23 protein-coding genes are annotated in these 23,298 nt (G+C 71.7%); 12 read left to right on the forward strand and 11 right to left on the reverse strand.

Going from position 1 to position 23,298, the window contains the following annotated elements; all coding sequences use genetic code 11:
- The first annotated feature begins 117 nt into the window (after positions 1 to 117).
- The gene (folE, locus tag ACZ68L_RS32660; protein ID WP_469584400.1) at positions 118 to 723 is read left to right on the forward strand and encodes a GTP cyclohydrolase I FolE; all 606 of its coding nucleotides are present in this window, start codon (positions 118 to 120) and stop codon (positions 721 to 723) included.
- A 37-nt stretch (positions 724 to 760) separates the two neighbouring features.
- On the opposite strand, the gene ACZ68L_RS32665 is transcribed toward folE, so the two are convergent.
- The 6 genes from ACZ68L_RS32665 to ACZ68L_RS32690 all read right to left on the reverse strand — a co-directional run bounded on the left by ACZ68L_RS32665 (position 761) and on the right by ACZ68L_RS32690 (position 5,700).
- Positions 761 to 1,243: a DUF3180 domain-containing protein gene (locus ACZ68L_RS32665; RefSeq protein WP_469584236.1), complete on the reverse strand. Its 483-nt coding sequence runs from the start codon at positions 1,241 to 1,243 to the stop codon at positions 761 to 763.
- Positions 1,244 to 1,326: 83 nt separating this feature from the next.
- Positions 1,327 to 1,938 carry a 2-amino-4-hydroxy-6-hydroxymethyldihydropteridine diphosphokinase gene (gene folK, locus ACZ68L_RS32670; protein WP_469584239.1) on the reverse strand — a complete coding sequence of 204 codons (612 nt, stop codon included), beginning with the start codon at positions 1,936 to 1,938 and terminating at the stop codon, positions 1,327 to 1,329.
- A complete protein-coding gene (gene folB / locus ACZ68L_RS32675) occupies positions 1,935 to 2,294 on the reverse strand; it encodes a dihydroneopterin aldolase (protein ID WP_469584242.1) in 360 nt (119 codons plus the stop codon). The genes folK and folB overlap by 4 nt, the downstream gene beginning before the upstream one ends.
- Positions 2,295 to 2,488: 194 nt before the next feature.
- Positions 2,489 to 2,971, reverse strand: a complete 483-nt coding sequence (locus tag ACZ68L_RS32680) for a nuclear transport factor 2 family protein (RefSeq protein WP_469584246.1) — start codon at positions 2,969 to 2,971, stop codon at positions 2,489 to 2,491.
- A complete protein-coding gene (folP, locus tag ACZ68L_RS32685; RefSeq protein ID WP_469584248.1) occupies positions 2,968 to 3,828 on the reverse strand; it encodes a dihydropteroate synthase in 861 nt (286 codons plus the stop codon). The genes ACZ68L_RS32680 and folP overlap by 4 nt, the downstream gene beginning before the upstream one ends.
- Before the next feature lie 30 nt (positions 3,829 to 3,858).
- On the reverse strand, positions 3,859 to 5,700 hold the full coding sequence (locus tag ACZ68L_RS32690; RefSeq protein ID WP_469584252.1) for a phosphatidylglycerol lysyltransferase domain-containing protein: 1,842 nt from the start codon (positions 5,698 to 5,700) through the stop codon (positions 3,859 to 3,861).
- Between the two features lie 139 nt (positions 5,701 to 5,839).
- On the opposite strand from ACZ68L_RS32690, the gene ACZ68L_RS32695 reads away from it, so the two are divergent.
- Positions 5,840 to 6,961 (forward strand): alpha/beta hydrolase, encoded by a 1,122-nt coding sequence (locus ACZ68L_RS32695; protein WP_469584255.1) that lies wholly within the window; start codon positions 5,840 to 5,842, stop codon positions 6,959 to 6,961.
- Between the two features lie 154 nt (positions 6,962 to 7,115).
- Here the strand turns inward: ACZ68L_RS32695 and ACZ68L_RS32700 are convergent, their stop codons facing one another.
- A complete protein-coding gene (locus tag ACZ68L_RS32700; protein WP_469584258.1) occupies positions 7,116 to 8,303 on the reverse strand; it encodes an ABC transporter ATP-binding protein in 1,188 nt (395 codons plus the stop codon).
- Between the two features lie 130 nt (positions 8,304 to 8,433).
- Here ACZ68L_RS32700 and ACZ68L_RS32705 point away from each other — a divergent pair, with 130 nt between their 5' ends.
- The 4 genes from ACZ68L_RS32705 (at position 8,434) to ACZ68L_RS32720 (ending at position 12,050) form a co-directional block, all read left to right on the forward strand.
- Positions 8,434 to 9,144, forward strand: coding sequence for an ABC transporter permease (locus tag ACZ68L_RS32705; RefSeq protein WP_469584261.1), 711 nt, complete (start codon positions 8,434 to 8,436; stop codon positions 9,142 to 9,144).
- 3 nt (positions 9,145 to 9,147) lie between these two features.
- Positions 9,148 to 9,825: an ABC transporter permease gene (locus tag ACZ68L_RS32710; protein ID WP_469584264.1), complete on the forward strand. Its 678-nt coding sequence runs from the start codon at positions 9,148 to 9,150 to the stop codon at positions 9,823 to 9,825.
- 130 nt (positions 9,826 to 9,955) lie between these two features.
- Entirely contained in the window at positions 9,956 to 10,945 is a 990-nt protein-coding gene (locus ACZ68L_RS32715; protein ID WP_469584267.1) for an ABC transporter substrate-binding protein, read from the forward strand.
- A 94-nt stretch (positions 10,946 to 11,039) separates the two neighbouring features.
- Complete coding sequence (locus ACZ68L_RS32720) at positions 11,040 to 12,050, forward strand: hypothetical protein (RefSeq protein ID WP_469584270.1); 1,011 nt, start codon at positions 11,040 to 11,042, stop codon at positions 12,048 to 12,050.
- A 28-nt stretch (positions 12,051 to 12,078) separates the two neighbouring features.
- On the opposite strand, the gene ACZ68L_RS32725 is transcribed toward ACZ68L_RS32720, so the two are convergent.
- Entirely contained in the window at positions 12,079 to 13,221 is a 1,143-nt protein-coding gene (locus ACZ68L_RS32725; RefSeq protein WP_469584273.1) for an NADH-quinone oxidoreductase subunit D, read from the reverse strand.
- A 110-nt stretch (positions 13,222 to 13,331) separates the two neighbouring features.
- The gene (locus ACZ68L_RS32730) at positions 13,332 to 14,324 is read right to left on the reverse strand and encodes an SAM-dependent methyltransferase (protein WP_469584277.1); all 993 of its coding nucleotides are present in this window, start codon (positions 14,322 to 14,324) and stop codon (positions 13,332 to 13,334) included.
- 96 nt (positions 14,325 to 14,420) lie between these two features.
- On the opposite strand from ACZ68L_RS32730, the gene ACZ68L_RS32735 reads away from it, so the two are divergent.
- Both ACZ68L_RS32735 and ACZ68L_RS32740 read left to right on the forward strand, forming a co-directional pair.
- Positions 14,421 to 15,623 (forward strand): sensor histidine kinase, encoded by a 1,203-nt coding sequence (locus ACZ68L_RS32735; RefSeq protein WP_469584280.1) that lies wholly within the window; start codon positions 14,421 to 14,423, stop codon positions 15,621 to 15,623.
- Positions 15,624 to 15,665: 42 nt separating this feature from the next.
- A complete protein-coding gene (locus ACZ68L_RS32740) occupies positions 15,666 to 16,343 on the forward strand; it encodes a response regulator (protein ID WP_469584283.1) in 678 nt (225 codons plus the stop codon).
- A gap of 178 nt (positions 16,344 to 16,521) precedes the next feature.
- On the opposite strand, the gene ACZ68L_RS32745 is transcribed toward ACZ68L_RS32740, so the two are convergent.
- Positions 16,522 to 17,637 carry a DUF5937 family protein gene (locus tag ACZ68L_RS32745; protein ID WP_469584403.1) on the reverse strand — a complete coding sequence of 372 codons (1,116 nt, stop codon included), beginning with the start codon at positions 17,635 to 17,637 and terminating at the stop codon, positions 16,522 to 16,524.
- Positions 17,638 to 17,741: 104 nt separating this feature from the next.
- On the opposite strand from ACZ68L_RS32745, the gene ACZ68L_RS32750 reads away from it, so the two are divergent.
- Complete coding sequence (locus ACZ68L_RS32750) at positions 17,742 to 17,984, forward strand: hypothetical protein (protein ID WP_469584287.1); 243 nt, start codon at positions 17,742 to 17,744, stop codon at positions 17,982 to 17,984.
- A 102-nt stretch (positions 17,985 to 18,086) separates the two neighbouring features.
- On the opposite strand, the gene ACZ68L_RS32755 is transcribed toward ACZ68L_RS32750, so the two are convergent.
- A complete protein-coding gene (locus ACZ68L_RS32755) occupies positions 18,087 to 19,334 on the reverse strand; it encodes a threonine aldolase family protein (RefSeq protein ID WP_469584405.1) in 1,248 nt (415 codons plus the stop codon).
- Positions 19,335 to 19,530: 196 nt separating this feature from the next.
- Here ACZ68L_RS32755 and ACZ68L_RS32760 point away from each other — a divergent pair, with 196 nt between their 5' ends.
- From ACZ68L_RS32760 to ACZ68L_RS32770, 3 genes are read left to right on the forward strand one after another with little or no spacing between them, the layout of a single operon-like run.
- Entirely contained in the window at positions 19,531 to 20,481 is a 951-nt protein-coding gene (locus ACZ68L_RS32760; RefSeq protein WP_469584290.1) for a Rossmann-like and DUF2520 domain-containing protein, read from the forward strand.
- Positions 20,478 to 21,557: a pantoate--beta-alanine ligase gene (gene panC / locus ACZ68L_RS32765; protein ID WP_469584294.1), complete on the forward strand. Its 1,080-nt coding sequence runs from the start codon at positions 20,478 to 20,480 to the stop codon at positions 21,555 to 21,557. The genes ACZ68L_RS32760 and panC overlap by 4 nt, the downstream gene beginning before the upstream one ends.
- Positions 21,554 to 23,296, forward strand: coding sequence for an L-aspartate oxidase (locus ACZ68L_RS32770; RefSeq protein ID WP_469584296.1), 1,743 nt, complete (start codon positions 21,554 to 21,556; stop codon positions 23,294 to 23,296). Before panC ends, ACZ68L_RS32770 begins: the two co-directional genes overlap by 4 nt.
- Positions 23,297 to 23,298 lie beyond the last annotated feature (2 nt).

Consider the following 23,298-nt stretch of genomic DNA (forward strand, 5'->3'; position numbering starts at 1 on the left):
TCACCGGGCCCGGAATGGATGCCGCGCCTCCGCAGGTTCTAGCCTGTGGGGGCGCGGCTTTTTCGTACGCCCGTACGGAGGTAGGTGCGGGTGACAGCTCAGAGGAACGAGGCACAGATGACCGACCCGGTGACGTTGGAGGGCCAGGGTCCGATCGGTGAGTTCGACGAGAAGCGGGCCGAGGCCGCCGTTCGCGAACTTCTCCTCGCCGTGGGCGAGGACCCGGACCGTGAAGGACTGCGTGAGACGCCGGGACGGGTGGCACGGGCGTACAAGGAGATATTCGCGGGTCTCTACCAGGAGCCCGAGGACGTTCTGACGACCACGTTCGACCTCGGCCACGACGAGATGGTGCTGGTCAAGGACATCGAGGTGTTCAGCACCTGCGAACACCACCTGGTGCCGTTCCGGGGTGTCGCGCACGTCGGGTACATCCCGGCGACCAGCGGAAAGATCACCGGCCTTTCGAAGCTGGCTCGCCTGGTCGACGTCTACGCCCGGCGACCGCAGGTCCAGGAGCGGCTCACCACGCAGATCGCCGACTCGCTCATGGACATCCTGGAGCCGCGCGGGGTCATCGTCGTCATCGAGTGCGAGCACATGTGCATGTCGATGCGCGGTATCCGCAAGCCGGGTGCGAAGACGCTGACGTCGGCGGTGCGGGGACAGCTTCGCGATCCCGCGACGCGAGCCGAGGCCATGAGCCTGATCATGGCGCGCTGAGCCCCGGCACGACAGCGGGAGGAGAGCTCGGTGGTCCCTACGCGGACGCCGAGCTCTTGTCGTTGTCCTCGTCCTCCGGGAGCTTGCAGATGCGCTCCAGCCAGAGGGCCGCGGCCACCACCGCGATGCCGGCCAGGACCGCGAAGCCCGCGTAGATCGCCTGGTCGCGCCGGGCGGGGATATCGAGGGAGCCGAGCAGGAAGACGCCCGTGCCGCCGTACATCCCGGACACCAGGGAGACGACCAGCGCGCTGGCCTGGCCGAAGACGACGGCCCGCGCCGCCATCAGTGGCTCGACGCCCTTGGCTCCCGGCCGGCGCTCGCGCTGGGCACGCAGCCGGGAACGGATGGAGAGTGCCGTGGCGAGCAGGATGGCCGCGATCACCGCGAGCACGATCGGTGCGGCGAGGGGAACGCTCGGCAGGCTGCCGACGGAGTCCCAGAGGCGGGCGCCTCCCCAGGAGAGCACCCCGGCCGCGGCGAAGAGGCCGGCCAGTACCCCGAGCCGTAGTTGCTTCACCGAGTGCTCCGCCCTTCGCCGCCGGTGGCCCATGTCGCCACCGGTCCGTATTGCCAGTGATCCGTGTCCGTCGAGCCTAACGACTACTCGGGCAGACGGAGTTCCAGATCGGCCCGGGGCAGTACGCCGTCCTGGCCGATACCGGCCAGCAGCTCCGCGACGGGGCCGGCGCCGGGCAGCTGGGCCTCGGGGTCGACGTCGTGCCACGGAGCGAGGACGAAGGCCCGCTCACGGGCCCGGGGGTGAGGCAGGGTGAGCACCGGGTCGTCGGAGACGACATCCGCGTACGCCACGATGTCGACGTCGATGGTGCGCGGGCCCCAGCGTTCCTCACGGACCCGGTCGAAGGCCTCCTCGATGGCCTGGCCGCGTTCCAGGAGCGAGGACGGAGGAAGCGTCGTCTTCACGACGATCACCGCGTTGAAGTACGAGGGCTGAGAACCGGGAGCGACGCCCCAGGGCTCCGTCTCGTACACCGGGGAGACCGCCTTGACCCGCAGGCCGGGGGTGTCCTCCAGGGCGTCTATGGCGCCCTGGAGGGTCTCCAGGCGGTTGCCGAGGTTGGAGCCCAGGGAGATCACGGCACGTTTGGGATTGGAGAGGGTGATGTCCGCGGCGTCCACCTGCTCGACCACGGAGGCGGGCACCGGCTGTACGGTCGGGTCGCTCTGCCCCTCGGTAGAAAATGCAGTCATACTCGGCTCCGGGTGATGGTGATGGTCACATCGTCGAACGGGACGGTGATCGGCGCGTCGGGCTTGTGCACCACCACCTCCACCTCCTCGACTCCTTCGTGCTTGAGGCACTGCTGGGCGATGCGCTCCGCGAGCGTTTCGATCAGATCGACCGGTTCTCCCTGCACCACGTCGACGACCTCCTCGGCGACGACGCCGTAGTGCACGGTCTTCGTCAGGTCGTCGGCGGCTGCCGCGGGGCGGGTGTCGAGGCCGAGCACCAGGTCGATGATGAACGTCTGACCCTCTTCCCGTTCCCGGGGGAAGACGCCATGGTGTCCACGGGCCTTGAGGCCGCGCAGCGCGACACGATCCACGCGAATCACTCCTGCTGTCGTAGGGCGTAGAGACACGGGGCCGCGTGCGGACGGCGAGGTGCTCTCTTTCGAATCTACCTGCGAGCACCGACAGTGCTCGCCCGCGGGGGGCTGTGGGAAGGACCTCGCGGGGGCTGGTAGCCGCTACTACCCGCGGACCCGGATTCCAACCCCCCGTCGGGCGGATGCCTCGGTCAGGAGGGAGTTTCCTCGTCCTCGTCCTCGTCGGACTCGGTCAGTACGGGCGAGCCGTGGTGGGACCAGAGCTTCCAGCCGTCCGGGGTGCGCCGGAACACATTGGTGGCCACGACGAGTTGGCCGACCAGCGGTCCGAGTGCGTTGCCGTCCTCCGCCGGGCCGCCGCTGAGAATGTTCTCGGTGCAGGTCACCAGCGCCGTGTCGCCGGTCATAGCGATCCCGACGTCGGTGAGGAAGAACTGGATGTACTCGGTGTTCGCCATGATCAGGGCGTAGCTGCGCAGCACCTCGCCGCGGCCGGTGAGCACCGGCCAGCCCGGGTGGACGCAGGAGACGGTGAGGTCCTCGCCCGGCAGCCAGAGACCGGAGAGCTCCTCGAAGTCGCCGCGCTCCATCGCCTCGTAGAAGGAGGTGTTGGCCTGTTCGACGGCCGCGATGTCGGCGGCCGCCTCCGCGTGTTCGTCGCGGGGCCCGCTCATGCGGCACCCTCGACGGCGCGGGCGACCCGTACGGCGTCGGCCGTGGCCCGGACCTCATGGACCCGGACGGCCCAGGCGCCCGCGTGGGCGGAGAGCGCGGAGATCGCAGCGGTGGCGGCGTCGCGTTCGCGCGCGGGGGGTGGCGCCGCGCCCTCACCGGCCAGCACATGGCCGAGGAAGCGTTTGCGGGAGGCGGCGACCAGCAGCGGGCGGCCCAGGGCACGCAGTTCGTCGAGGTGGGCGACCAGAGAGAGGTCGTGGCCGGCGTCCTTGGCGAAGCCGAGACCGGGGTCGATCACGATCCGTTCCGGGGCGACTCCGCCCGCGACCACGGCGTCCATCCGCTCCCGCAGTTCCGTGACGACCTCGGCGACGACGTCCTCGTAGACCGCCCGGCTGTTCATGGACTCGCTGAAGCCGCGCCAGTGCATCACGACGAACGGCGCGCCGGCCGCGGCGACGACCCGGACCATGTCCGGGTCGGCGAGGCCGCCGCTGACGTCGTTGACCAGGGCGGCCCCGGCCGTGATCGCCTCGTCGGCGACGCGGGCCCGCATCGTGTCCACGGAGACCGCGACCCCTTCGGACGCCAGACCCTTGACCACCGGGACCACGCGCCGCAGCTCCTCCGACGCGTCCACCCGGCTGGCGCCCGGACGGGTCGACTCGCCGCCGACGTCGATCAGGTCGGCGCCCTCGGCGACCAGGTCGAGGCCGTGCTTGATGGCGGCCGTGGTGTCGAACCAGCGGCCCCCGTCGGAGAAGGAGTCCGGGGTCACATTGACGACACCCATGACCGCACAGCGGTCCCACTCCGGCAGGCCTTGGACCGTGCCTCGTCCACGCAACGTACTCATGCGACCAGCGTAGGCCGATCCGGCGTGCTGTTATGCCGCGCGGGTGTGGTGCTCCTGGCCCGGCGGCGGGGTGTGGGTGCAGGGGCGGGCCCGGCGGCGCGGGAAACGGCGGGCGAAGGGACGGGGCAGCGCCAAGTTCACGAAGCCCTCGGCCTGCATCGCCGCGAGGGAGATGCGGGGCAGGTCGCCGGCGGTGCGGTAGACCACGAAGCGCGGCTCCCAGCGGGGCCGGAACTTGGCGTTGAACTTGTACAGCGACTCGATCTGGAACCAGCGCGACAGAAAGATCAGCAGTCCGCGCCAGGTCCGCAGCACCGGTCCCGCGCCCAGCTTCTCGCCGCGGGCGAGCGCCGAGCGGAACATCGCGAAGTTCAGCGAGACATGCTCGACGGAGAGCTGCGAGGCGGACTGGAGGGCGGCGACGATCAGCAGCTCGTTCATGCCGGGGTCGGCGGAGCGGTCGCGGCGCATCAGATCGAGGGACATGCCGTCGCCGCCCCACGGGACGAAGTGGAGTACGGCCTTCAGGTCGCCGTACGGGGAGTCGGCGGTGTGCTCGTCGGCCTTGTGGGCGGTGGCGATGATGCAGTCCCCGTCGGCCGGGTCGCCGATCCGGCCGAGCGCCATGGAGAAGCCGCGCTCGTTGTCGGTGCCGCGCCAGTCGGCGGCGGCCCGCCGGATGTGGGCCAGTTCGGCCTCGCCGATGTCGCGGACGCGCCGGACCCGGGTCTCGTAGCCAAGACGTTCAATGCGCTTCACCATCTGGCGTACGTTGCGCATCGCGCGCCCGGCGAGCGAGAAATCCGCGACGTCCACCACCGCCTCGTCGCCGAGTTCCAGCGCGTCCAGTCCGGTCTCGCGGGTCCAGACCTCGCCGCCGGTCTCGCTGCAGCCCATCACGGCCGGGGTCCAGGAGTGGGCCTTGGCCTCGTCCATGAAGCGTTCGATGGCGCCCGGCCAGGCCTCCACGTCGCCGATCGGGTCGCCGCTCGCCAGCATCACCCCGGAGACGACGCGGTAGCAGACGGCGGCCTTGCCGCTGGGCGAGAAGACGGCGCCCTTGTCGCGGCGGAGCGCGAAGTGGCCGAGCGAGTCGCGGCCGCCGTGCTTCTCCAGCAGTGCGCGCAGCCGGGCCTCGTCGTCCTCGGTGAGGCGGGCGGCCGGATGCTCGGGGCGGAAGGCGAGGTAGATGGTGGTGACGGCGGTCAGCAGGCCGAGGGCGCCGAGTGAGTACGCCACGGTCGAGGAGGTGACCCCGGCGTACTCGACGGGGCCTTCGAATCCGAACAGTCCGTACAGCACGTGCTGGAGCCGGTCGGCGACGCTGGGGCTTCCCACGACGCGGCCGGGGTGGACGCTGACGATGATCAGGCCGAGGCCCAGCGACCCCGCACCGAGGAGCACGAAGTTGGCCAGGGCCCGCCAGCGGCTCCGGGGATCGGGAAGCGCGGCGAATTCGCCGCGATGGCGGACCAGCAGGAGGCAGAGCGCCAGCGAGACGAGCGTGCCGATGACGGAGTGCCGGTAGGCGAATTGCGCCAGCGCGCCGGCCGGCAGCAGCAGGGCGGCCGCCCGCCAGGCCCGCCGCTTGCGTCGCTTGAGGCCGTGGGCGAGGAGGAGCAGCAGGACGCCCGCGCTCAGGGAGAGGGCGGCGGCGAACGGTCCGAGGGCGCCGGGGAGCACCTCGGCGAGGGTGTGCATCCGGCTGTGCCGGAAGCGCGGGAAGACCCCCGCGGCCACATCGATCAGGCCGACGACGGCGCAGGCGGTACCGACCAGCGTCGGTACGGATTCGGGCCGCGGGCCGCGTACGAACTTGCGTACGGGACTCGGAACCGATCCTGATTTATCCCCATCTAGCGTGACAGACATCGCTTCCCGTGGTTCCGCGAGAGATTCTTGAGTCCTTCGGCCGTGGCGCTCCGGACGATGTGCGACCTGTAGGACGAGGCTTCCGGGCCGAGGGTTCACCCACCGGCCGGAAAATTCCAGACAAGAAAGCTCACCCCTCATGGGTCTTACCAGCAGGGCGTTCCTGGCCGTCGCCATCATGCTGGCCGTGGTGCTCTTCGCCGCCACGGTCTGGCTCTGGCCGCGGCTGGCCCGGCGCAGTGTGTCCGCGGTGTTCGGCAGGGTCGGTCTGTTGCTGGCGACCCAGGTGATGGTCTTCGTCTCCGTCGGCCTGGTGGCGAACAACTCGTTCCTCTTCTACGGATCCTGGGCCGATCTGTTCGGCCAGAAGCAGGAGCTGGGTGTGGTCACGGACCATGCGGCCGGTGCCCTGGCCTCCAAGAACATCGTCCGGGTCGGGATACAGCGGCCGGACGGGCCGGGCGGTTCACTGCCCACGAGGAACGGGCGGATCGACAAGGTCGTCATAGCGGGGCGGGAATCGAAGATCGAGAGTTCGGCGTACGTGTATCTGCCGCCGGAGTACTTCCAGCCGGCGTTCGCCCGCCGGAAGTTTCCCGCGGTCGTCGTCCTGACCGGTTACCCGGGCGTCTCGGAGAACCTTCTGAAGGGCCTTCAGTACCCGCGGACGGCGCACGATCAGGTGAAGGCCGGCCGGGCCCAGCCGATGATCCTGGTGATGCTGCGGCCGACGGTGGCGCCACCGAGGGACACCGAGTGCGTGAACATAAAGGGCGGACCGCAGACCGAGACGTTCCTCGGCAACGACGTGCCGCGGGCGGTCTCGGACGAGTACCGGGTCGGAAAGCTGGCGCGCAACTGGGGCATCATGGGCAATTCGACCGGCGGCTACTGTGCTTTGAAGATAGGACTCCACCACCCGGACCGGTTCGCCGCGAGCGCCGGGCTCTCCGCGTACTACAAGGCGGCCGAGGACCCGACGACCGGTGACCTCTTCCACGGCGACCAGGACGCGCGCAACCGCTCCGATCTGATGTGGAGCCTGGACAATCTGCCGCAGCCCGACTCGTCCTTCCTGGTCACGACCTCCAAGCACGGCGAGGGGAACTACCACTCCACGATGCGGTTCCTCGACAAGGTGAAGCCGCCGGCCCAGGCCTCGTCGATCGTGCTCGACAGCGGCGGGCACAACTTCAACACCTGGCGACGGGAGATCCCCTCGGCGCTGGACTGGATGAGCAGCAGGCTCAGCGAGAGCTGAGCCGGGCCCGGTTCCCGCCCTGGCTCGGCCCGGCTCGGCCTGGACCGCCCCGGCTCGGTTGCTGCGTCGGTGCCGACCGTTCCGGTCCCGCCCCGGCCGGGCGCGTTCCGCTTTCCGGCCCGGCCCGGTCTCGCTTTCCGGCCCGGAGGCCGGCTCAGCGTGCGGCGGTCTTGGCGAAGCTCTCCACGGTCTCGACGGCGACCTCGGCGCGCGGGACGTCCTGGGCGTCCGCGTCGATCGAGCGGCGCAGCGCCTCATGGAGCCGGGCCGGGGTGAGCACGCCGAGGAAGCGGCCGGTGCTCTCCTCGTCGATGACGGCGATCCAGCCGGCGTCGTGCTGGAGCATGGTGGCGAACGCCTGCTTGAGCGGGGCGCCGACGGGCAGCCATGCCTCCATCCTGCGGGCGTGGGCGCGCACCGTGCCCTCGGTCCCGCCGACGGGGCTGTCGGCCGGGATCCAGCCGTGCAGATTGTCCTCGCCGTCCAGGACGACGGCCCAGCGCGCCCCCTCGGCCCGCAGCCGTTCGGTCGCCCTCGCCAGGGAGTCGTCGAGGTGGACGACCGGCGGCTGGTCCAGGTCGCCCTCCTCGATGGGGGTGACGGAGAGCCGCTTGAGCCCGCGGTCGGCGCCGACGAAGTCCGCCACGTAGGGGGTGGCCGGCGCGCCGAGCACGGTCGCCGGGGAGTCGAACTGCTCGATGGATCCCTGTCCGTAGACGGCGATGCGGTCACCGAGCCGGACCGCTTCCTCGATGTCGTGCGTGACGAACAGCACGGTTTTGCGGACCTGTGCCTGGAGTTTCAGGAATTCGTTCTGCAGCCGTTCCCGTACGACGGGGTCGACCGCGCCGAACGGCTCGTCCATCAGCAGCACCGGCGGATCCGCGGCCAGTGCCCTGGCCACGCCCACGCGTTGGCGCTGACCGCCGGAGAGCTGTTCCGGATAGCGGTCGCCATAAACGGAAGGATCGAGTCCGACCAGGTCCAGGAGTTCCGCCGCGCGCTCACGGCCCTTTCCCTGTTTCCAGCCGAGGAGATGGGGAACCGTCGCGGTGTTCTCCAGGATCGTGCGGTGCGGGAAGAGCCCCACCTGCTGGATCACATAGCCGATACGGCGGCGCAGCCGGACGGGGTCGATGGCGGATATGTCGTCCCCGTCGAGGAATATCCGTCCCTCGGTCGGTTCGATCAGCCGGTTCACCATCTTCATGGTGGTCGTCTTGCCGCAGCCCGACGGTCCGACGAGCGTGACCAGTTCACCCTCGGCGACCTCGAAGGAAAGGTCGTCGACGGCGGTGGTGCCGTCCGCGTACCGCTTGGTGACGTGCTCGAAACGGATCATGGGTCCCCATTGTCGCGCGTGTTCTGTGAAGGACATGTTGCTGGAATACAACGGCTTCGGCGATTGTCAGTGGTCGGGGATAGGGTCGCCAGACATCGGTACGAGGCGGTAATCGGGAGGTGGGGGACGGATGGCTGCCGCGCAGAACTGCATGGTGACGAACGACTGGATCTGCGGGGAGTATCTCCGTTCCCGCAGCCAGGAGTTGACCGATGCGACGGTCCAGCACATCTGGATCACCGCCGTCTCGGTGGCGATCGGACTTCTGGTGGCCTTTCCGCTGGCGCTGCTCGCCCGTCGCAGCCGTCGCTTCGCCGGACCGGTGCTCGGGCTGACGACGGTGCTCTACACCGTGCCCTCGCTCGCCATGTTCTCGCTGCTGCTGCCGCTGTTCGGACTCTCCGCGGCGCTGGTCGTCACCGGCCTGGTGCTGTATTCGCTGACCATTCTCGTGCGGAACATCCTGGCCGGCCTCGAAGCGGTGCCGCAGGAGGCGAAGGAAGCCGCGAAGGGCATGGGATACGGGCCGGTGCGCCTGTTGTGGGAGGTCGAAGTCCCGCTCGCCATGCCCGCGTTGATGGCCGGTGTACGGATCGCCACGATCTCCACGATCGCGCTGACGACGGTCGGATCGATCATCGGCAGAGGCGGCCTCGGTAACCTCATAGGCGACGCCCTGCCCAGCTTCTTCAAGGCCCAGGTGCTCACCGCCTCCGTCCTGTGCGTACTGCTCGCGGTCGTCGCGGATCTGCTGCTGCTGGGTCTCCAGCGGCTGTTGACCCCCTGGACCCGGATACGCGCCACGCACGCGGGCGCGGGCGCCACGGCGAAGGCGGTCTGAACCATGGGAGTTCTCGGCGAGGCCTGGACCTGGCTCACCACCGGCGCCAACTGGTCGGGGGAGAGCGGTGCGGCGCACCGGCTCGGGGAGCATCTGTACGTCAGCGGTGTCGCGCTCGCCCTGGCCTGCCTCATCGCGCTGCCGGTCGCGCTGTATCTCGGACATATCGGGAAGGGCGGCGCGCTGGCGGTCAACCTCTCCAATGTGGGGCGCGCGATTCCGGTCTTCGCGGTGCTGGCCCTCTTCATGGTCTCGCCGCTGCGCAACGCCGGATATGTGCCGACGATCATCGCGCTGGTGCTGTTCGCCGTGCCGCCGCTGCTCACGAACGCCTACGTCGGGATGACGGAGGTCGACCGGTCGGTGGCCGAGGCGGCGCGGGGCATGGGCATGTCCGGGGGGCAGCTCTTCGTCCGGGTCGAGCTGCCGCTGGCCTACCCGATGATCATGACCGGGCTGCGCTCGGCCGCGGTCCAGGTGGTCGCCACGGCGACGATCGCCGCGATGGTCGGCCAGGGCGGTCTCGGCCGGATCATCACCGCGGGGTTCAACACGTACAACACGCCGCAGGTGGTCGCGGGGGCGCTGCTCGTCGCCGTGCTCGCTCTGCTGGTGGAGGCGGTGCTGGTGGTCCTGGACCGGATGCTGTCACCGCTGCGCCGGCGTCGCGGGACGGCATGACGGCCCCCACGCCCGTCCGTCACGACCATCCGCCGGGCACGCGCCCTCGCATGCCCGGCGCCCCGGCGATCCCTCCCGGTCCCGGGTTTCCTTCTCGAACCATCCCTGTTGCTGTGGACGGAGACAACTCATGAGCAAGACCTCGCGAATAGCGGGCGCGGTCATCGGTATGGTGGCGCTGGCCGGCTCGCTCGCCGCCTGCGGCGGCGACAGCCTGGAGAAGGACAAGGGGGCCTCGGCATCCGCCGGCGACTCCGGCGGCGGCTCCGGGAAGAAGGGTTCGCTCGTCGTCGGCGCGGCGTCCTTCACCGAGTCCAAGGTGCTCGCGGAGCTGTACGCGCAGATCCTTAGCGATGCCGGATACAGCACCTCGATCACCACGGTGGCCAACCGGGAACTGTACGAACCGTCCCTGGAGAAGGGCGAGATCGATGTCGTCCCCGAATATGCCGCGACGATCGCGGAATTCCTCAATGCCAAGGTGAACGGCGCGAAGCAGGCCGAGAAGAAGCCGGTCGCCTCCGGTGACGCGGCCGCCACGGTCGCGGCGCTGGAGAAGCTCGCCACCCCGCGCGGACTGAAGGTGCTCCCGGCCGGCGCGGCCGTAGACCAGAACGCCTTCGCGGTGACGAAGGAATTCGCCGCCGAGCACAAGCTCAAGTCCCTTTCGGATCTCGGCAGGTCGAAGGCCGAAGTGAAGATCGCGGCGGGTGACGAGTGCGAGGTGCGGCCGTTCTGCGCGCCGGGTCTGAAGAAGACGTACGGCGTCAATGTCACCGGTATCGACCCCAAGGGAGTCGGTACGCCGCAGTCCAAGCAGGCGGTCAAGGACGGCAAGGACCAGTTGGTCCTCACCACCACCACGGACGCGGTGCTGGACAGCTATGGACTGGTGTTTCTGGAGGACGACAAGAAGCTCCAGAACGCGGACAACGTTCTGCCGGTCGTCAATGCCGAGGACGCGGGTTCCCAGGATGTCGCCGACGCGCTCGGCAAGCTCACCAAGGCCCTCACCACCGAGGATCTGGCGGAACTGAACCGCAAGGTCGACGCGGAGCGCGCAAAGCCCGCCGATGTGGCCAAGGACTATCTGCGGTCGAAGGGCCTCATCAAGAAGTAGGGATCGGGGGGATTGGGGACCGTCAGGTAACCGGCCGGGAACAGATTGGCGGGCGGCTCCCCAAGTGCCTCCTACACACGGTAAATTTCAGGCCATGCCACGTGGACGTCATCGCCATTCGCCACCTCTGCACAGAATCCTTCCGCCTTCGGCCGTCGTCGGAGTCTCGGTCCTCTGTGCCGGGGGCGCCTGGCTGCTCGCCGAGCCCCTGGTCCTGCGCGGTCTGGTGACCGCCGCGGCGGCCGCTGCCGTGACCGGTGCGTATCTGATGCGCAGCTGGGACCGGGAAGCGGGCCGTCGCGTCGCGGAGCTGACGCGCGCCCGCGTCGGCGACGAATGGCGGGCCGAGGAGCGCGTGGCCGAGCTGGAGACGGACCTGGAGGAGTCGCGGGAGCTGCGCGTACGGCTGGAGACGAAGCTGCGTCGCAAGCGCGTGGAGCTCGCCAACCTGCGCGGTGAGCACGCCGCGCTGCTGCGTCGGTACGCCAACGCCGAGACCGGGCGGGCCAGCGCGCTGGAGGGCCGCAGGCAGCTCGCGCTCGAAACCGCCGTGCCCCGGGAACTGCCCGCGGCGCGCAGCACACCGACGCCGGCCGCCTATCTGCGTGCCGCCCAGGCGCTGGAGGACCTCTCGCGCAACGGGGCTCTCCAGGAGGCGCGCCGTACCGCCGAACAGGCCAGGAAGCGGGATCTCGCGGAGCGCGCCCGGGAGGCCGAGGAGCGGCAGGGGAAGCACGCGGCCGCCGCGGACCCGTCGGACGCGCGGCACCTCCGTCCGCCGGCCGCCCTTCCCGCACCCCGGCCGTCCGCCGCGCTGCCCGCGACCCGCACCGTGCCGGTCGCCAGCACGGTCGCGCCGTACGCGGCCTCCCGTCGCCAGCCGGTGCCGCAGGGCAGCTTCGACTTCTTCGGTACGCAGAAGGCGCGCGTCGCGATCGAGTCCGTGCAGAACGAGGACCTCGCGGACGTGGTGGGCGAGGAGGCGCTGGCCGCGCACCGTACGGGATCGGCCGAGAACCGGGCCGTCGGCAAGGTCATCGACCTGACCGCGCACGACGAGACCGAGCAGCTGGACATGGTGCAGCTGCGCACCGCCATCTCGTAGGTCCGCGCGGGCCGTCCCGCGGGACGGCCTACTTGTCGATGTCGCCGACGACGAAGAAGAGCGAGCCCAGGATCGCCACCATGTCGGCGACCAGCGTGCCCGGCAGCAGCTCGGTGAGCGCCTGGATGTTGTTGTACGAGGCGGAGCGGAGCTTCAGCCGGTACGGGGTCTTCTCGCCCTTGGACACCAGGTAGTAACCGTTGATGCCGAGCGGGTTCTCGGTCCAGGCGTAGGTGTGGCCCTCGGGGGCCTTCAGGACCTTGGGCAGCCGCTGGTTGATCGGACCGGGAGCCAGGCCGGCCATCCGGTCCAGGCAGGCATCCGCGAGATCCAGCGAGTTGTGCGTCTGCTCCAGCAGGCACTCGAAACGGGCCAGGCAGTCGCCCTCGGTGCGGGTGACGACCCTGAGCGTGTCCTGGAGCTCCCCGTACGCGAGATACGGCTCGTCGCGCCGCAGATCGAAGTCGACCCCCGAGGCGCGGGCGATCGGCCCGGACACCCCGTACGCGTGGACGATCGCGGGGGACAGCACGCCGACACCGCGGGTACGGCCCCGGAAGATCTCGTTGCCGAGCACGAGGTCGTCGTACACGTCCATCCGGGACCGGACCGAGGCGACGGCGTCCCGGGCACGGCCGAGCCAGCCCGCGGGGAGGTCCTCCTTGAGGCCGCCGACCCGGTTGAACATGTAGTGCATCCGGCCGCCGGAGACCTCCTCCATCACGGCCTGGAGCTCCTCGCGCTCGCGGAACGCGTAGAACACCGGGGTGATCCCGCCGAGTTCGAGCGGGTACGAGCCGAGGAACATCAGATGGTTCAGGACCCGGTTCAGCTCGGCGAGCAGGGTGCGCGTCCAGACCGCGCGCTCCGGGACCTCCATGCCGAGCATGCGCTCGACGGCCATCACGACACCCAGCTCGTTGGAGAACGCCGACAGCCAGTCGTGGCGGTTGGCGAGCATCACGATCTGCCGGTAGTCGCGGGCCTCGAACAGCTTCTCCGCGCCTCGGTGCATGTAGCCGATGACCGGTTCGGCGTGCTGGATGCGTTCGCCGTCCAGGACGATGCGCAGACGGAGCACGCCGTGGGTGGAGGGGTGCTGGGGGCCGATGTTGAGCACCATGTCGGTGCTCTCCGCCGCGCCGCCGATGCCGACTGTCGTCTCCGTCATACGGCCAGTATTCCTTGAACGGTGGGGTGATGGACGGTGCGGGGTGGGGAGCGCGACCGTTGCCCACCCCGCCACTTCCCGGAACCGGGACTCCGCCCCGGACCCGCGTCTCAGACTCCGCCGGGGCCGTCCTTGCGCTGCATCAGCCAGCCGAAGTCGCCGAGGCCGCCCCGGGCCGTCAGTTCCGCCGCCTCGCCCGCCGAGGCGAGGGCACGTACGTATCCGGCCGGGTCGGTCGACGCCAGGGACAGCGGTGGGCGCCCGCCGTCGACGCCGAGGCGGCGCAGCGCCTCGCGCTGCGTCAGCACCTCGGGGGGTGCGCCGGCCCCGGCCGACGCGGCGCACGCGTCCAGTGCCACGTGCGAGGTGAGGTCGCAGCTGCCGTCCGGCACCGGCCGCACCTCGCGGCCGGACCGGAAGCCGGTCAGTGTGCCGAAGGGCGGCCGCGCCTCCCGTGCGTGGGCGTAGTCCACCGCCACCGCGAGGCCCCCGGTCAGCGAGGACACCGCCCGTGCCCAGGCCTCGTCGCGCGGGCGGCCGATCTCCGCCCGGCTGCCCGGCCCGGCCGACGGCCACCAGCGGCGCAGCCACTCGGCATCCGCCCCGGTCACCGGCTCGCCCAGCCGTTCCGCGCCATCCGCCGTCCGCACGAGGACGTACCGGTCGACGCCGTCCGCGTCGGTCTCGGCGACCTCGGTGGGGACGTTGTCCAGCCATTCGTTGGCGAACAGCAGACCGTGCGTTCCCGGTGGCGGTTCGGCGCACCACTCGATCCGGGGGTCCAGTCCGGCCGGGCGCGCGGCGAGCTCCACCGCGTACGCCCGCACGTCCAGGCCACCGGCCCCCGCGGCCGGCAGCGCGGCCAGCACCCCCGTCAGCAGTTCGCCCCGTCCCGCGCCCAGGTCCACCAGATCGACCGAGCCGGTGCCCAGCTCCCGCGCCGTCCCGACCAGCAGCCGGGCGACGGCCGAGGCGAACAGCGAGGACGCGTGGACGGAGGTGCGGAAGTGGCCCGCCGGCCCCTCGGGGCTCCGGTAGAACCCCCCGTCTCCGTACAAAGCGGCCTCTGCCGCCTCCTGCCACCCACGCCACTCATCCGTCACGTTCCCAAGTCTCCACCTTGGGGAGTACGGTCCCAGGAGCTGGATCGGCCCTTCGGCTGACCCGTGCACCCACCGCCTGTCCCTACGCTGGGTTACGTGCAGCGCCTCTACGACTTCATCCGCAGACACCCGACGGGCGTCGACAGCTTCTGGGCTGTCTTCCTCCTCGGGCTCTCCGGGCTGTCCATGGTGGCGGATCCCGGCCGCAGCAGTGAGCGGCCGGCTGCCGTGCCGGTCATCATCGGCCTCTGCACCGTCGTCGCGTTGCGCAGGCGCGCGCCGGCGAAGATGCTGCTGCTCACCGTCGCGATGGGCGTCGTGCAAGTGGTGTTCGGGGTCAAGCCGGGCGTCGTGAACTTCGCGATGCTGGTGATCGTCTTCACCGTGGCCACCATCGGGGAGCGCTGGGCGTCCCGGCTCGCGCTGGTGTGCAGCCTGAGCGCCGCCGGTATCTCCCAGCTGCGCTGGCCGCAGGACGTGCCCCGGACCGGTTGGCCGGAGCAGGCCTTCGTCGTCGTCGTGATGACCGTGCCGTTCGTGCTCGCCTGGGTGCTCGGCGACTCGATGCGCACCCGGCGCGCGTACTTCGACCAGCTGGAGGAGCGCGCGGCCCGGCTGGAGCGGGAGCGCGAGGCACAGTCGAAGGTCGCGGTGGCCGCCGAGCGGGCCCGTATCGCCCGCGAGCTCCACGACGTCGTCGCGCACAACGTCTCGGTGATGGTGGTGCAGGCGGACGGCGCGGCGTACGTCATGGACGCGGCCCCCGACCAGGCCCGGCAGGCCCTGGAGACCATCTCCAGCACCGGCAGGCAGGCGCTCGCCGAGATGCGGCGGCTGCTCGGGGTGCTGCGGACCGGGGACGCCAAGGAGAGCGGGGAGTACGTCCCGCAGCCCGACGTCGAGCAGATCGAGGACCTCATCGAGCAGGTCAGGCAGACCGGCCTGGCCGTCGACTTCAAGATCGAGGGCACGCCCCGCCCGCTGCCCAGCGGGGTGGAGCTGACCGCGTACCGCATCGTGCAGGAGGCCCTGACCAACACCCGCAAGCACGGCGGCCCGGACGCCGGGGCCAGTGTGCGGCTGGTCTACTTCGACGACGGCCTCGGACTGCTGGTCGAGGACGACGGGCGGGGCGCGGCGCACGAGCTGTACGAGGACGGCGGCGCCGACGGCGCGGGCCACGGGATGATCGGTATGCGCGAGCGGGTGGGCATGGTCGGCGGCACGCTGGACGCCGGGCCGCGCCCCGGCGGCGGGTTCCGGATCAGCGCACTGCTGCCGCTCAAGCCGGCCCACTAGACCTTCGGATTTTCGCAGGACAGACAGGAGACAGGACACCTCATGGCGATCCGCGTGATGCTCGTCGACGACCAGGTGCTGCTGCGCACCGGCTTCCGGATGGTGCTCGCCGCCCAGCCGGACATGGAGGTCGTGGCCGAGGCCGGCGACGGCGCGGAGGCGGTCGAGAACCTGCGCGCCACCGCCGTCGACGTGGTGCTGATGGACGTCCGGATGCCGAGGCTCGACGGTGTCGAGGCCACCCGGCGCATCTGCGCGCAGCCCGGTGCGCCCAAGGTGCTCATCCTGACCACGTTCGACCTCGACGAGTACGCCTTCTCCGGGCTGAAGGCCGGGGCCAGCGGCTTCATGCTCAAGGACGTGCCGCCGGGCGAACTGCTCGCCGCCATCCGCTCCGTGCACAGCGGCGACGCGGTGGTCGCCCCGTCCACCACCCGCCGGCTGCTCGATCGGTTCTCACCGATGCTGCCGAGCGGCAACAGCGAACCGCAGCACAAGGGCATCGCCAAGCTCACCGAACGCGAACGCGAAGTGATGCTGCTGGTCGCGCAGGGCCTGTCGAACGGCGAGATCGCGGCCCGCCTGGTGCTCTCCGAGGCGACCGTGAAGACGCACGTGGGCCGCATCCTCACCAAACTGAACCTGCGCGACCGGGTGCAGGTCGTCGTCCTCGCGTACGAGACGGGGCTGGTCAGGGCCGGCGGGGGCGGGGCGGGCTGACCCGGCCGCGGCTCAGAGCCTGTCGGGTGGCCTTCGATCGGATAGTGGACGCGGTCTGGTGCGTGCGATTCCGAGGCGCCGGGATGTCCTCGTAGCGGAGCTACTAGGACATTTCGGCAACGCGGGAAGCGTGCGTGCCAGGGCGTGAACGCCCGATCAGAGGTCACCCGACAGGCTCTCAGCGCAGGATGCCCTCCAGGAAGTCGCTGCCGAGCCGGGCCACCACGGTCAGGTCCAGCTGGTGCTGGACGTACCGGCCGCGCCGCCTGGTGGTGACCAGGCCCGCCTTCTTCAGCGCCGCGAGATGCCGGGAGACCTCGGGCGCCGTGATGCCGTACGTGTCGGCGAGTTCGCCGGTCGTGTACGCGGACCGGGCGAGATGGCGGCACAGGCGCATCCGCATCGGGTGGGCCAGCGCCTCCATGCGCAGCTGGAGCAGTTCCACGGAGGCGGGGGAGGGCAGCTCGGGGCGGTGTACCGGGTAGTGGATCACCGGACGCCAGCCCGGCGCGTGCAGCAGGTTCAGATGCGGCCAGCCGAAGGCGGACGGGACGAGGGTGAGTCCGGGGCGGCCGACGGCCGGGTCGGCGGCGTTGGCCCGGCCCTCGGTGAGCTTGTCGGCGCTGATCCGGGTCCCGGCCTCGTCGAGCGACAGCGCCGTGGACACCGCGCCCATCGCCTCACGGAGCCCCTTGCGGCGCAGCAGATCCGTCTTGTGCCGGGCGTCGGCGACCAGCTGGACCTGCACCCGCCGCCAGGTGTCGGAGAAGAACGCCTGGTCGCAGTCCTCGAACAGGCGGCGGATCCAGCGGCGCAGGCGGGCGGGGTCGGCCAGCAGCTGCTGGGTGAACTCCACCTGCTGGGGGCCGCGCGCCGCCGCCATGTCCAGGGCGCGGGCGCGCATCGTCGCGTCGCAGAGCGGGGAGGGCGCGCCCAGCCCGTACAGGCTGGAGCAGGTGAACTCCAGGGCGGCGGCGACGAATCGCTCGTCGTCCAGCCGGTCGAGGATGTCCAGGTCCTCGGCGAGGTTCGCGCCCGTCCTGCCGTTGCCGCCACGGACTCCGGCGAACGGCATGAAGACGTCCGAGAACGTGTTGCGCCACAGGAACTCGGCCTCGTGCAGCCGGTCGGCGAGGTCGGGTTCCAGCGCGCTGGCGGTCGCCGTCGCCCAGCCGTGCAGCCCCGGGTGGTGCCCCGGCTCGGAGAGGGCGTGCAGGGCGAGCCCCAGCTCGGCGAGGGGGGAGGTCTCGAAGACGATGGTCTCGGGCGCCAGCCCGGCGATGTCGATGTGCACGCTCACCCCTCCATGGTGCGGGGTGCGCGCCGAAGGCCACGTGCCATTTGACGGTGGTCGTCAATTGGTGGGCCGGACCGGCCGGTCCGGCCCACGCTGAGGCCATGGACGCCATTCAGCAGCACATGATCGACAGCTACCGGGCAGCTCAGCGAGGTGAACTGCCGCCTCCACTGCCGGGACGGCACGACTGGGGAGTGGTGCGCGAAGCACGCGACCGACGCCGTTTCGACGCGGTGATCGCGGGCCGCCCGGCGCGCCGCCGGTGGCGGACGGCGCTACGGGCGCTGTTCACCCGACGCCACCGTGCCGGCCGCTCCGGTGCCGCCGGCCGGTGCGGCGCCTGAGGACGGGACCGTCCCGGGCGGCGCCCCGGGGCAGACCGGTCCGGCCTCCCGGCCGGTCCGGCCACCTCCCGACCGCCACCCGGCCGGCCCGGCCACCTTCCGTCAGGTCAGCCGCTTCACGAACTCCGCCACTGCCTCCCGTACGTCCCCCGCCGTCCACTCCAGGCCTTCCCGTCCCACCGTGACCTCGGTGAACGACACCCCGGGCGGCCCGGCAGCCGCCGGGTGCCAGATGCGGAAGAGTGCCACGCCCGTCTCCTCCGCCTGCCGTACCGACGCCTCTGTCAGGACATCCGCCTCGTACGGCAGCCACACCTGGAACTGATGCGTGTGCGGCGGCTCCGGATGCACCCGGAACCACCCGGCGCCGGCCGCCGACAGGCCCTCGGCCAGTGCCCCGGCCACCACCTTCGCCTGTGCCACGTACGACGGCAGGCTCGGCAGCTCCCGGTCCAGGCCGATCAGGGCGGTGAGCGCTGCCGGGAACTGCTGGAAGAGCTGCCCGCCGTACCGGTGGCGCCAGGTGCGGGCCTCCTCGATCAGCGATTCGGGCCCGGCCAGCGCGGCCCCGGAGATTCCGCCGAGGGTCTTGTAGAACGAGACGTACACGCTGTCGGCGAGCGCCGCGATCTCCGGCAGCTCCCGCCCGAAGTGGGGGGCGCATTCCCACAGCCGCGCGCCGTCGAAGTGCACCACCGCATCGCGTTCCCGGGCGGCCGCCACCACGGCCTCCAGCTCCTCCCACGTCGGCAGGACGAAACCGGCGTCGCGCAACGGCAGCTCCAGCATCAGCGTGCCGAACGGCTCGGCGAAGTCCTGGATCTCCCGCGCCGTGGGCAGCCGGGGCTCGGACGTCGGATGGACGGTACGCAGCCCGCTCACCGCCCCCAGCGCGCCGCGCTCGTGCACCTCGGGGTGGGCCAGGGGGTGCAGCGCCACCGTGGGATTGCCGGTCCGCCCGGCCCAGCACCGCAGTGCGACCTGCTGCGCCATCGTCCCGGTCGGGAAGAACGCCGCGGCCTCCATGCCCAGCAGGTCCGCGATCCGCGCCTCCAGTTCGGCGACGACGCCGTCGCCGTAGATGTCCGTGGGACGGTCGAGATCGGTGACCGATCCCGCCTCCGCCGCCAGCGCGGCCAGCCGCTCGCCGAGCGGAAGGTGCATGGGCGGCCTGATCAGGACCCGCTCCGCCGCACGCCAGGCATTCAGCCTGCGCAGCCGCCGCGCGTCCTCCCGCGACGGGTCCGGCTCGGGCGCCGGAGCCTCCTCGGCCTGCCCGACCTCCCCCGTGCCGTCCCGCGCCCCGTCCCGCGCCTGTCGCTGTCGTACCTGCTGATCCGTGTCCGGCATGTCTGTCATGGGACGATCATTACGCAGAGTGCGGCTCGGGCCCGAACGAATTCCGGGCCCATCGGACCCCGGGCCGCGCCCCGCCGGACTTTACCCACAGGCTGTGGACAGCCGGGATCCCGGACGAAACGCTGGCGTAGCATGCAGAGGAATCGTCCGGTACCCCCCGCGGACTGGAACGGAAGGCCACCGCCGCGTGAATGCAACAGCCCCCAAGGAGCCCCTCGACGCGAGGGACCGCCCCGCCCGCCTCACGGTCGGCGTCGTGGGCGCGGGCCGCGTCGGCCCCGCTCTCGCCGCGTCCCTGCAGCTCGCCGGGCATCGACCGGTCGCCGTGTCGGGCGTCTCCGACGCGTCCGTGCGCAGGGCGGCCGCCCTGCTCCCCGACGTACCGCTGGTGCCGCCCGCCGAGGTCCTCGCGCGCGCCGAGCTGGTGCTGCTGACCGTGCCCGACGACGCCCTGCCCGGCTTGGTCGAGGGTCTCGCCGAGACCGGCGCGGTCCGGCCGGGACAGCTGATCGTCCACACGTCCGGGCGGTACGGGACGAAGGTGCTGGACCCGGCGCTGCGGGCCGGCGCCCTGCCGCTCGCCCTGCACCCGGCGATGACGTTCACCGGCACCACCGTCGATGTCCAGCGGCTGGCCGGCTGCTCCTTCGGCGTGACCGCCCCCGAGGAGCTGCGGCTCGCTGCCGAGGCGCTGGTCATCGAGATGGGCGGCGAGCCCGAATGGATCGCGGAGGAGTCGCGCCCGCTCTACCACGCGGCGCTCGCCCTCGGCGCGAACCACCTGGTCACCCTGGTCGCCCAGTCGATGGAGCTGTTGCGCACGGCCGGGGTCGCCGCCCCCGACCGGATGCTCGGCCCCCTGCTCGGCGCCGCGCTCGACAACGCCCTGCGCTCCGGCGACGCGGCCCTGACCGGCCCCGTGGCCCGCGGCGACGCGGGCACCGTCGCGGCGCACATCGGCGAGCTGCGCGCGCACGCTCCGCAGGCCGTGGCCGGCTATGTCGCGATGGCCCGCGCCACCGCCGACCGCGCACTCGCCCACGGCATGCTCAAGCCGGAGCTGGCCGAGGACCTGCTCGGCGTCCTGGCCGACGGCACCGGCACCACGGGCGGTACCGGATCACAGGAGCCCCGATGAGCCACACGACCGGCAGGCCCGGTACGACCGGTACGCCGCACACCGCCGTCCCGCCCCGCACGCCCGGCACCGCCCCCGCCGCTCCCCTTCTCCGTACGGCCGCCGAGCTCGCCGCGTTCGCGCCCCGCAAGGGACCGCGGGCCGTCGTCATGACCATGGGCGCCCTGCACGAGGGCCACGCCACCCTGATCCGTACCGCACGCGCGGCCGTGGGCCCGGACGGGCAGGTCGTCGTCACCGTCTTCGTCAACCCGCTCCAGTTCGGCGAGGCCGCCGACCTGGAGCGCTACCCCCGTACCCTCGAAGCCGATCTCGCCGTGGCGGGCGCCGCCGGGGCGGACGCGGTCTTCGCGCCGTCCGTCGAGGAGGTCTACCCCGGCGGCGAGCCGCAGGTCCGGATCTCGGCGGGCCCCATGGGCGAGCGGTTCGAAGGGGCCTGTCGCCCCGGGCACTTCGACGGCATGCTCACCGTCGTCGCCAAGCTCCTGCACCTCACCCGTCCCGATGCCGCGTTCTACGGGCAGAAGGACGCCCAGCAACTCGCGCTGATCCGCCGCATGGTGCGCGACCTCGACTTCCCCGTCGAGATCGTCGGCGTGGAGACGGTCCGCGAACCGGACGGCCTCGCGCTCTCCAGCCGCAACCGCTTCCTGGACGCCGAGGAACGGCACACCGCCCTCGCCCTGTCCCGGGCCCTGTTCGCGGCGCGGGACAGGCTCGCCGCCCAGCAGGCGCTGCACGCCCGCGCGCAGACGACCGCGGCGACCACCGGCCGGGCCGCCGCCCTCACCGCGCTCGGCGAGACCCGAGCGGCGGCCGACACCCAGGCGGTGGCCCTGGCCCGCCCCGTGGACGGCCCCGCGGCGGTACGCGCCGCGGCGCAGCTGATCCTGGAGGACGCGGCCGCCGAACAGCCGCCGCTCGCCCTGGACTACGTCGCGCTCGTGGACCCGGCCGACTTCACCGAGATTTCCGACGACCGCACCACCGGTGACGCGATCCTCGCCATCGCCGCGAAGGTCGGCAAGACCCGCCTCATCGACAACATCCCGCTGACCTTCGGAGCCACCACGTGACCGGAATACGGCTGACCGCCCCCGCCCCCGGCTGGTCCATCGACGCCGACGTCGTGGTCGTCGGCTCCGGCGTGGCCGGTCTCACCACCGCGCTGCGCTGCGCGGCCGCGGGCCTCGCCACCGTCGTCGTCACCAAGGCCCGCCTCGACGACGGCTCCACCCGCTGGGCGCAGGGCGGTATCGCGGCGGCTCTCGGCGAGGGCGACACCCCCGAGCAGCACCTGGACGACACCCTGGTCGCGGGCGCGGGCCTGTGCGACGAGTCGGCGGTACGGACCCTGGTCACCGAGGGCCCCGGCGCCGTACACCGGCTGATCGGGACCGGCGCCCACTTCGACACCACGGACAGCGGCGACATCGCCCTGACCCGCGAGGGCGGCCACCACCGCCGCCGCATCGCCCACGCGGGTGGCGACGCCACAGGCGCCGAGATCTCCCGCACCCTGGTCGAAGCGGTCCGCGAAGCCGCCCTGCACACCGTCGAGAACGCCCTGGTCCTGGATCTGCTCACGGACGCCGAAGGCCGTACCGCGGGCGTCACGCTGCATGTCATGGGCGAGGGCCAGCACGACGGCGTCGGCGCGGTCCGCGCCCCCGCGGTGGTCCTCGCCACCGGCGGCATGGGCCAGGTGTTCTCCGCCACCACCAACCCGGCCGTCTCCACCGGCGACGGCGTGGCCCTGGCGCTGCGGGCCGGCGCGGAGGTCTCCGACCTCGAATTCGTCCAGTTCCACCCGACGGTCCTCTTCCTCGGCGCCGACTCCGAGGGCCAGCAGCCCCTGGTGTCGGAGGCGGTACGGGGCGAGGGCGCCCATCTGGTCGACGCGTCCGGCACGCGCTTCATGGCCGGGCAGCACGAACTGGCGGAACTGGCCCCGCGCGACATCGTCGCCAAGGCCATCACCCGCCGGATGCAGCTGCACGGCACCGAACACATGTATCTCGACGCCCGGCACTTCGGCGCCGAGATGTGGGCACAGCGCTTCCCCACGATCCTGGCGGCCTGCCACGCCCACGGCATCGACCCGGTCACCGAGCCCATTCCGGTCGCGCCCGCCGCGCACTACGCCTCCGGCGGCATCCGCACCGATCTGCGGGGACGTACGACCGTGCCCGGCCTGTACGCCTGCGGCGAGGTCGCCTGCACCGGCGTGCACGGAGCGAACCGGCTGGCGTCCAACTCCCTCCTGGAGGGTCTTGTCTTCGCCGAGCGCATCGCGGCGGACATCGTCGAGGACCGTCCCCACGCGGGCGCCCCGACGGCCGGCGACCTGCCCGCCTCCTCGCCGCTGCTGGCGCCCGAGGCGCGCGGCACGATCCAGCGGATCATGACCCGCGGCGCCGGAGTGCTCCGCTCCGCCGAGAGCCTGGCCGCCGCCGCCGAGGAGCTGGAGGCCCTGCACGACAGCGTCGCCTGTGCCGCCGAGGCGACCGAGCCCAAGGTCGCGGTGCCCGGCGTCGAGGCGTGGGAGGCCACCAACCTGCTGCTCGTCTCGCGCGTCCTGGTCGCCGCCGCCCGTCGGCGCGAGGAGACCCGAGGCTGCCACTGGCGCGAGGACCGGCCCGAGCGCGACGACGAGAACTGGCGCCGTCACCTCGTCGTCCGGCTCACCCCGGAGCGTCAACCGGTCCTCCGTCGGACGGAGACCGAGGCATTCGGGCCCGTACGCCCCACGCAGGCACCAGACTGCGCAGCAGCACCCCCGACCCACCCCGCCGACGTCACCGAGGAGCCGTAACC

It is taken from the genome of Streptomyces sp. NPDC104309 (assembly GCF_055584025.1).

Excerpts from the sequence above, each read along its gene's own strand:
- folE (WP_469584400.1), top strand. The coding sequence starts at position 118 with ATGACCGACCCGGTGACGTTGGAGGGCCAGGGTCCGATCGGTGAGTTC.
- folK (WP_469584239.1), bottom strand. The coding sequence starts at position 1,938 with ATGACTGCATTTTCTACCGAGGGGCAGAGCGACCCGACCGTACAGCCG.
- ACZ68L_RS32680 (WP_469584246.1), bottom strand. The coding sequence starts at position 2,971 with ATGAGCGGGCCCCGCGACGAACACGCGGAGGCGGCCGCCGACATCGCG.
- folP (WP_469584248.1), bottom strand. The coding sequence starts at position 3,828 with ATGAGTACGTTGCGTGGACGAGGCACGGTCCAAGGCCTGCCGGAGTGG.
- ACZ68L_RS32690 (WP_469584252.1), bottom strand. The coding sequence starts at position 5,700 with ATGTCTGTCACGCTAGATGGGGATAAATCAGGATCGGTTCCGAGTCCC.
- ACZ68L_RS32695 (WP_469584255.1), top strand. The coding sequence starts at position 5,840 with ATGGGTCTTACCAGCAGGGCGTTCCTGGCCGTCGCCATCATGCTGGCC.
- ACZ68L_RS32700 (WP_469584258.1), bottom strand. The coding sequence starts at position 8,303 with ATGATCCGTTTCGAGCACGTCACCAAGCGGTACGCGGACGGCACCACC.
- ACZ68L_RS32705 (WP_469584261.1), top strand. The coding sequence starts at position 8,434 with ATGGCTGCCGCGCAGAACTGCATGGTGACGAACGACTGGATCTGCGGG.
- ACZ68L_RS32710 (WP_469584264.1), top strand. The coding sequence starts at position 9,148 with ATGGGAGTTCTCGGCGAGGCCTGGACCTGGCTCACCACCGGCGCCAAC.
- ACZ68L_RS32715 (WP_469584267.1), top strand. The coding sequence starts at position 9,956 with ATGAGCAAGACCTCGCGAATAGCGGGCGCGGTCATCGGTATGGTGGCG.
- ACZ68L_RS32720 (WP_469584270.1), top strand. The coding sequence starts at position 11,040 with ATGCCACGTGGACGTCATCGCCATTCGCCACCTCTGCACAGAATCCTT.
- ACZ68L_RS32725 (WP_469584273.1), bottom strand. The coding sequence starts at position 13,221 with ATGACGGAGACGACAGTCGGCATCGGCGGCGCGGCGGAGAGCACCGAC.
- ACZ68L_RS32740 (WP_469584283.1), top strand. The coding sequence starts at position 15,666 with ATGGCGATCCGCGTGATGCTCGTCGACGACCAGGTGCTGCTGCGCACC.
- ACZ68L_RS32750 (WP_469584287.1), top strand. The coding sequence starts at position 17,742 with ATGGACGCCATTCAGCAGCACATGATCGACAGCTACCGGGCAGCTCAG.
- ACZ68L_RS32755 (WP_469584405.1), bottom strand. The coding sequence starts at position 19,334 with ATGCCGGACACGGATCAGCAGGTACGACAGCGACAGGCGCGGGACGGG.
- panC (WP_469584294.1), top strand. The coding sequence starts at position 20,478 with ATGAGCCACACGACCGGCAGGCCCGGTACGACCGGTACGCCGCACACC.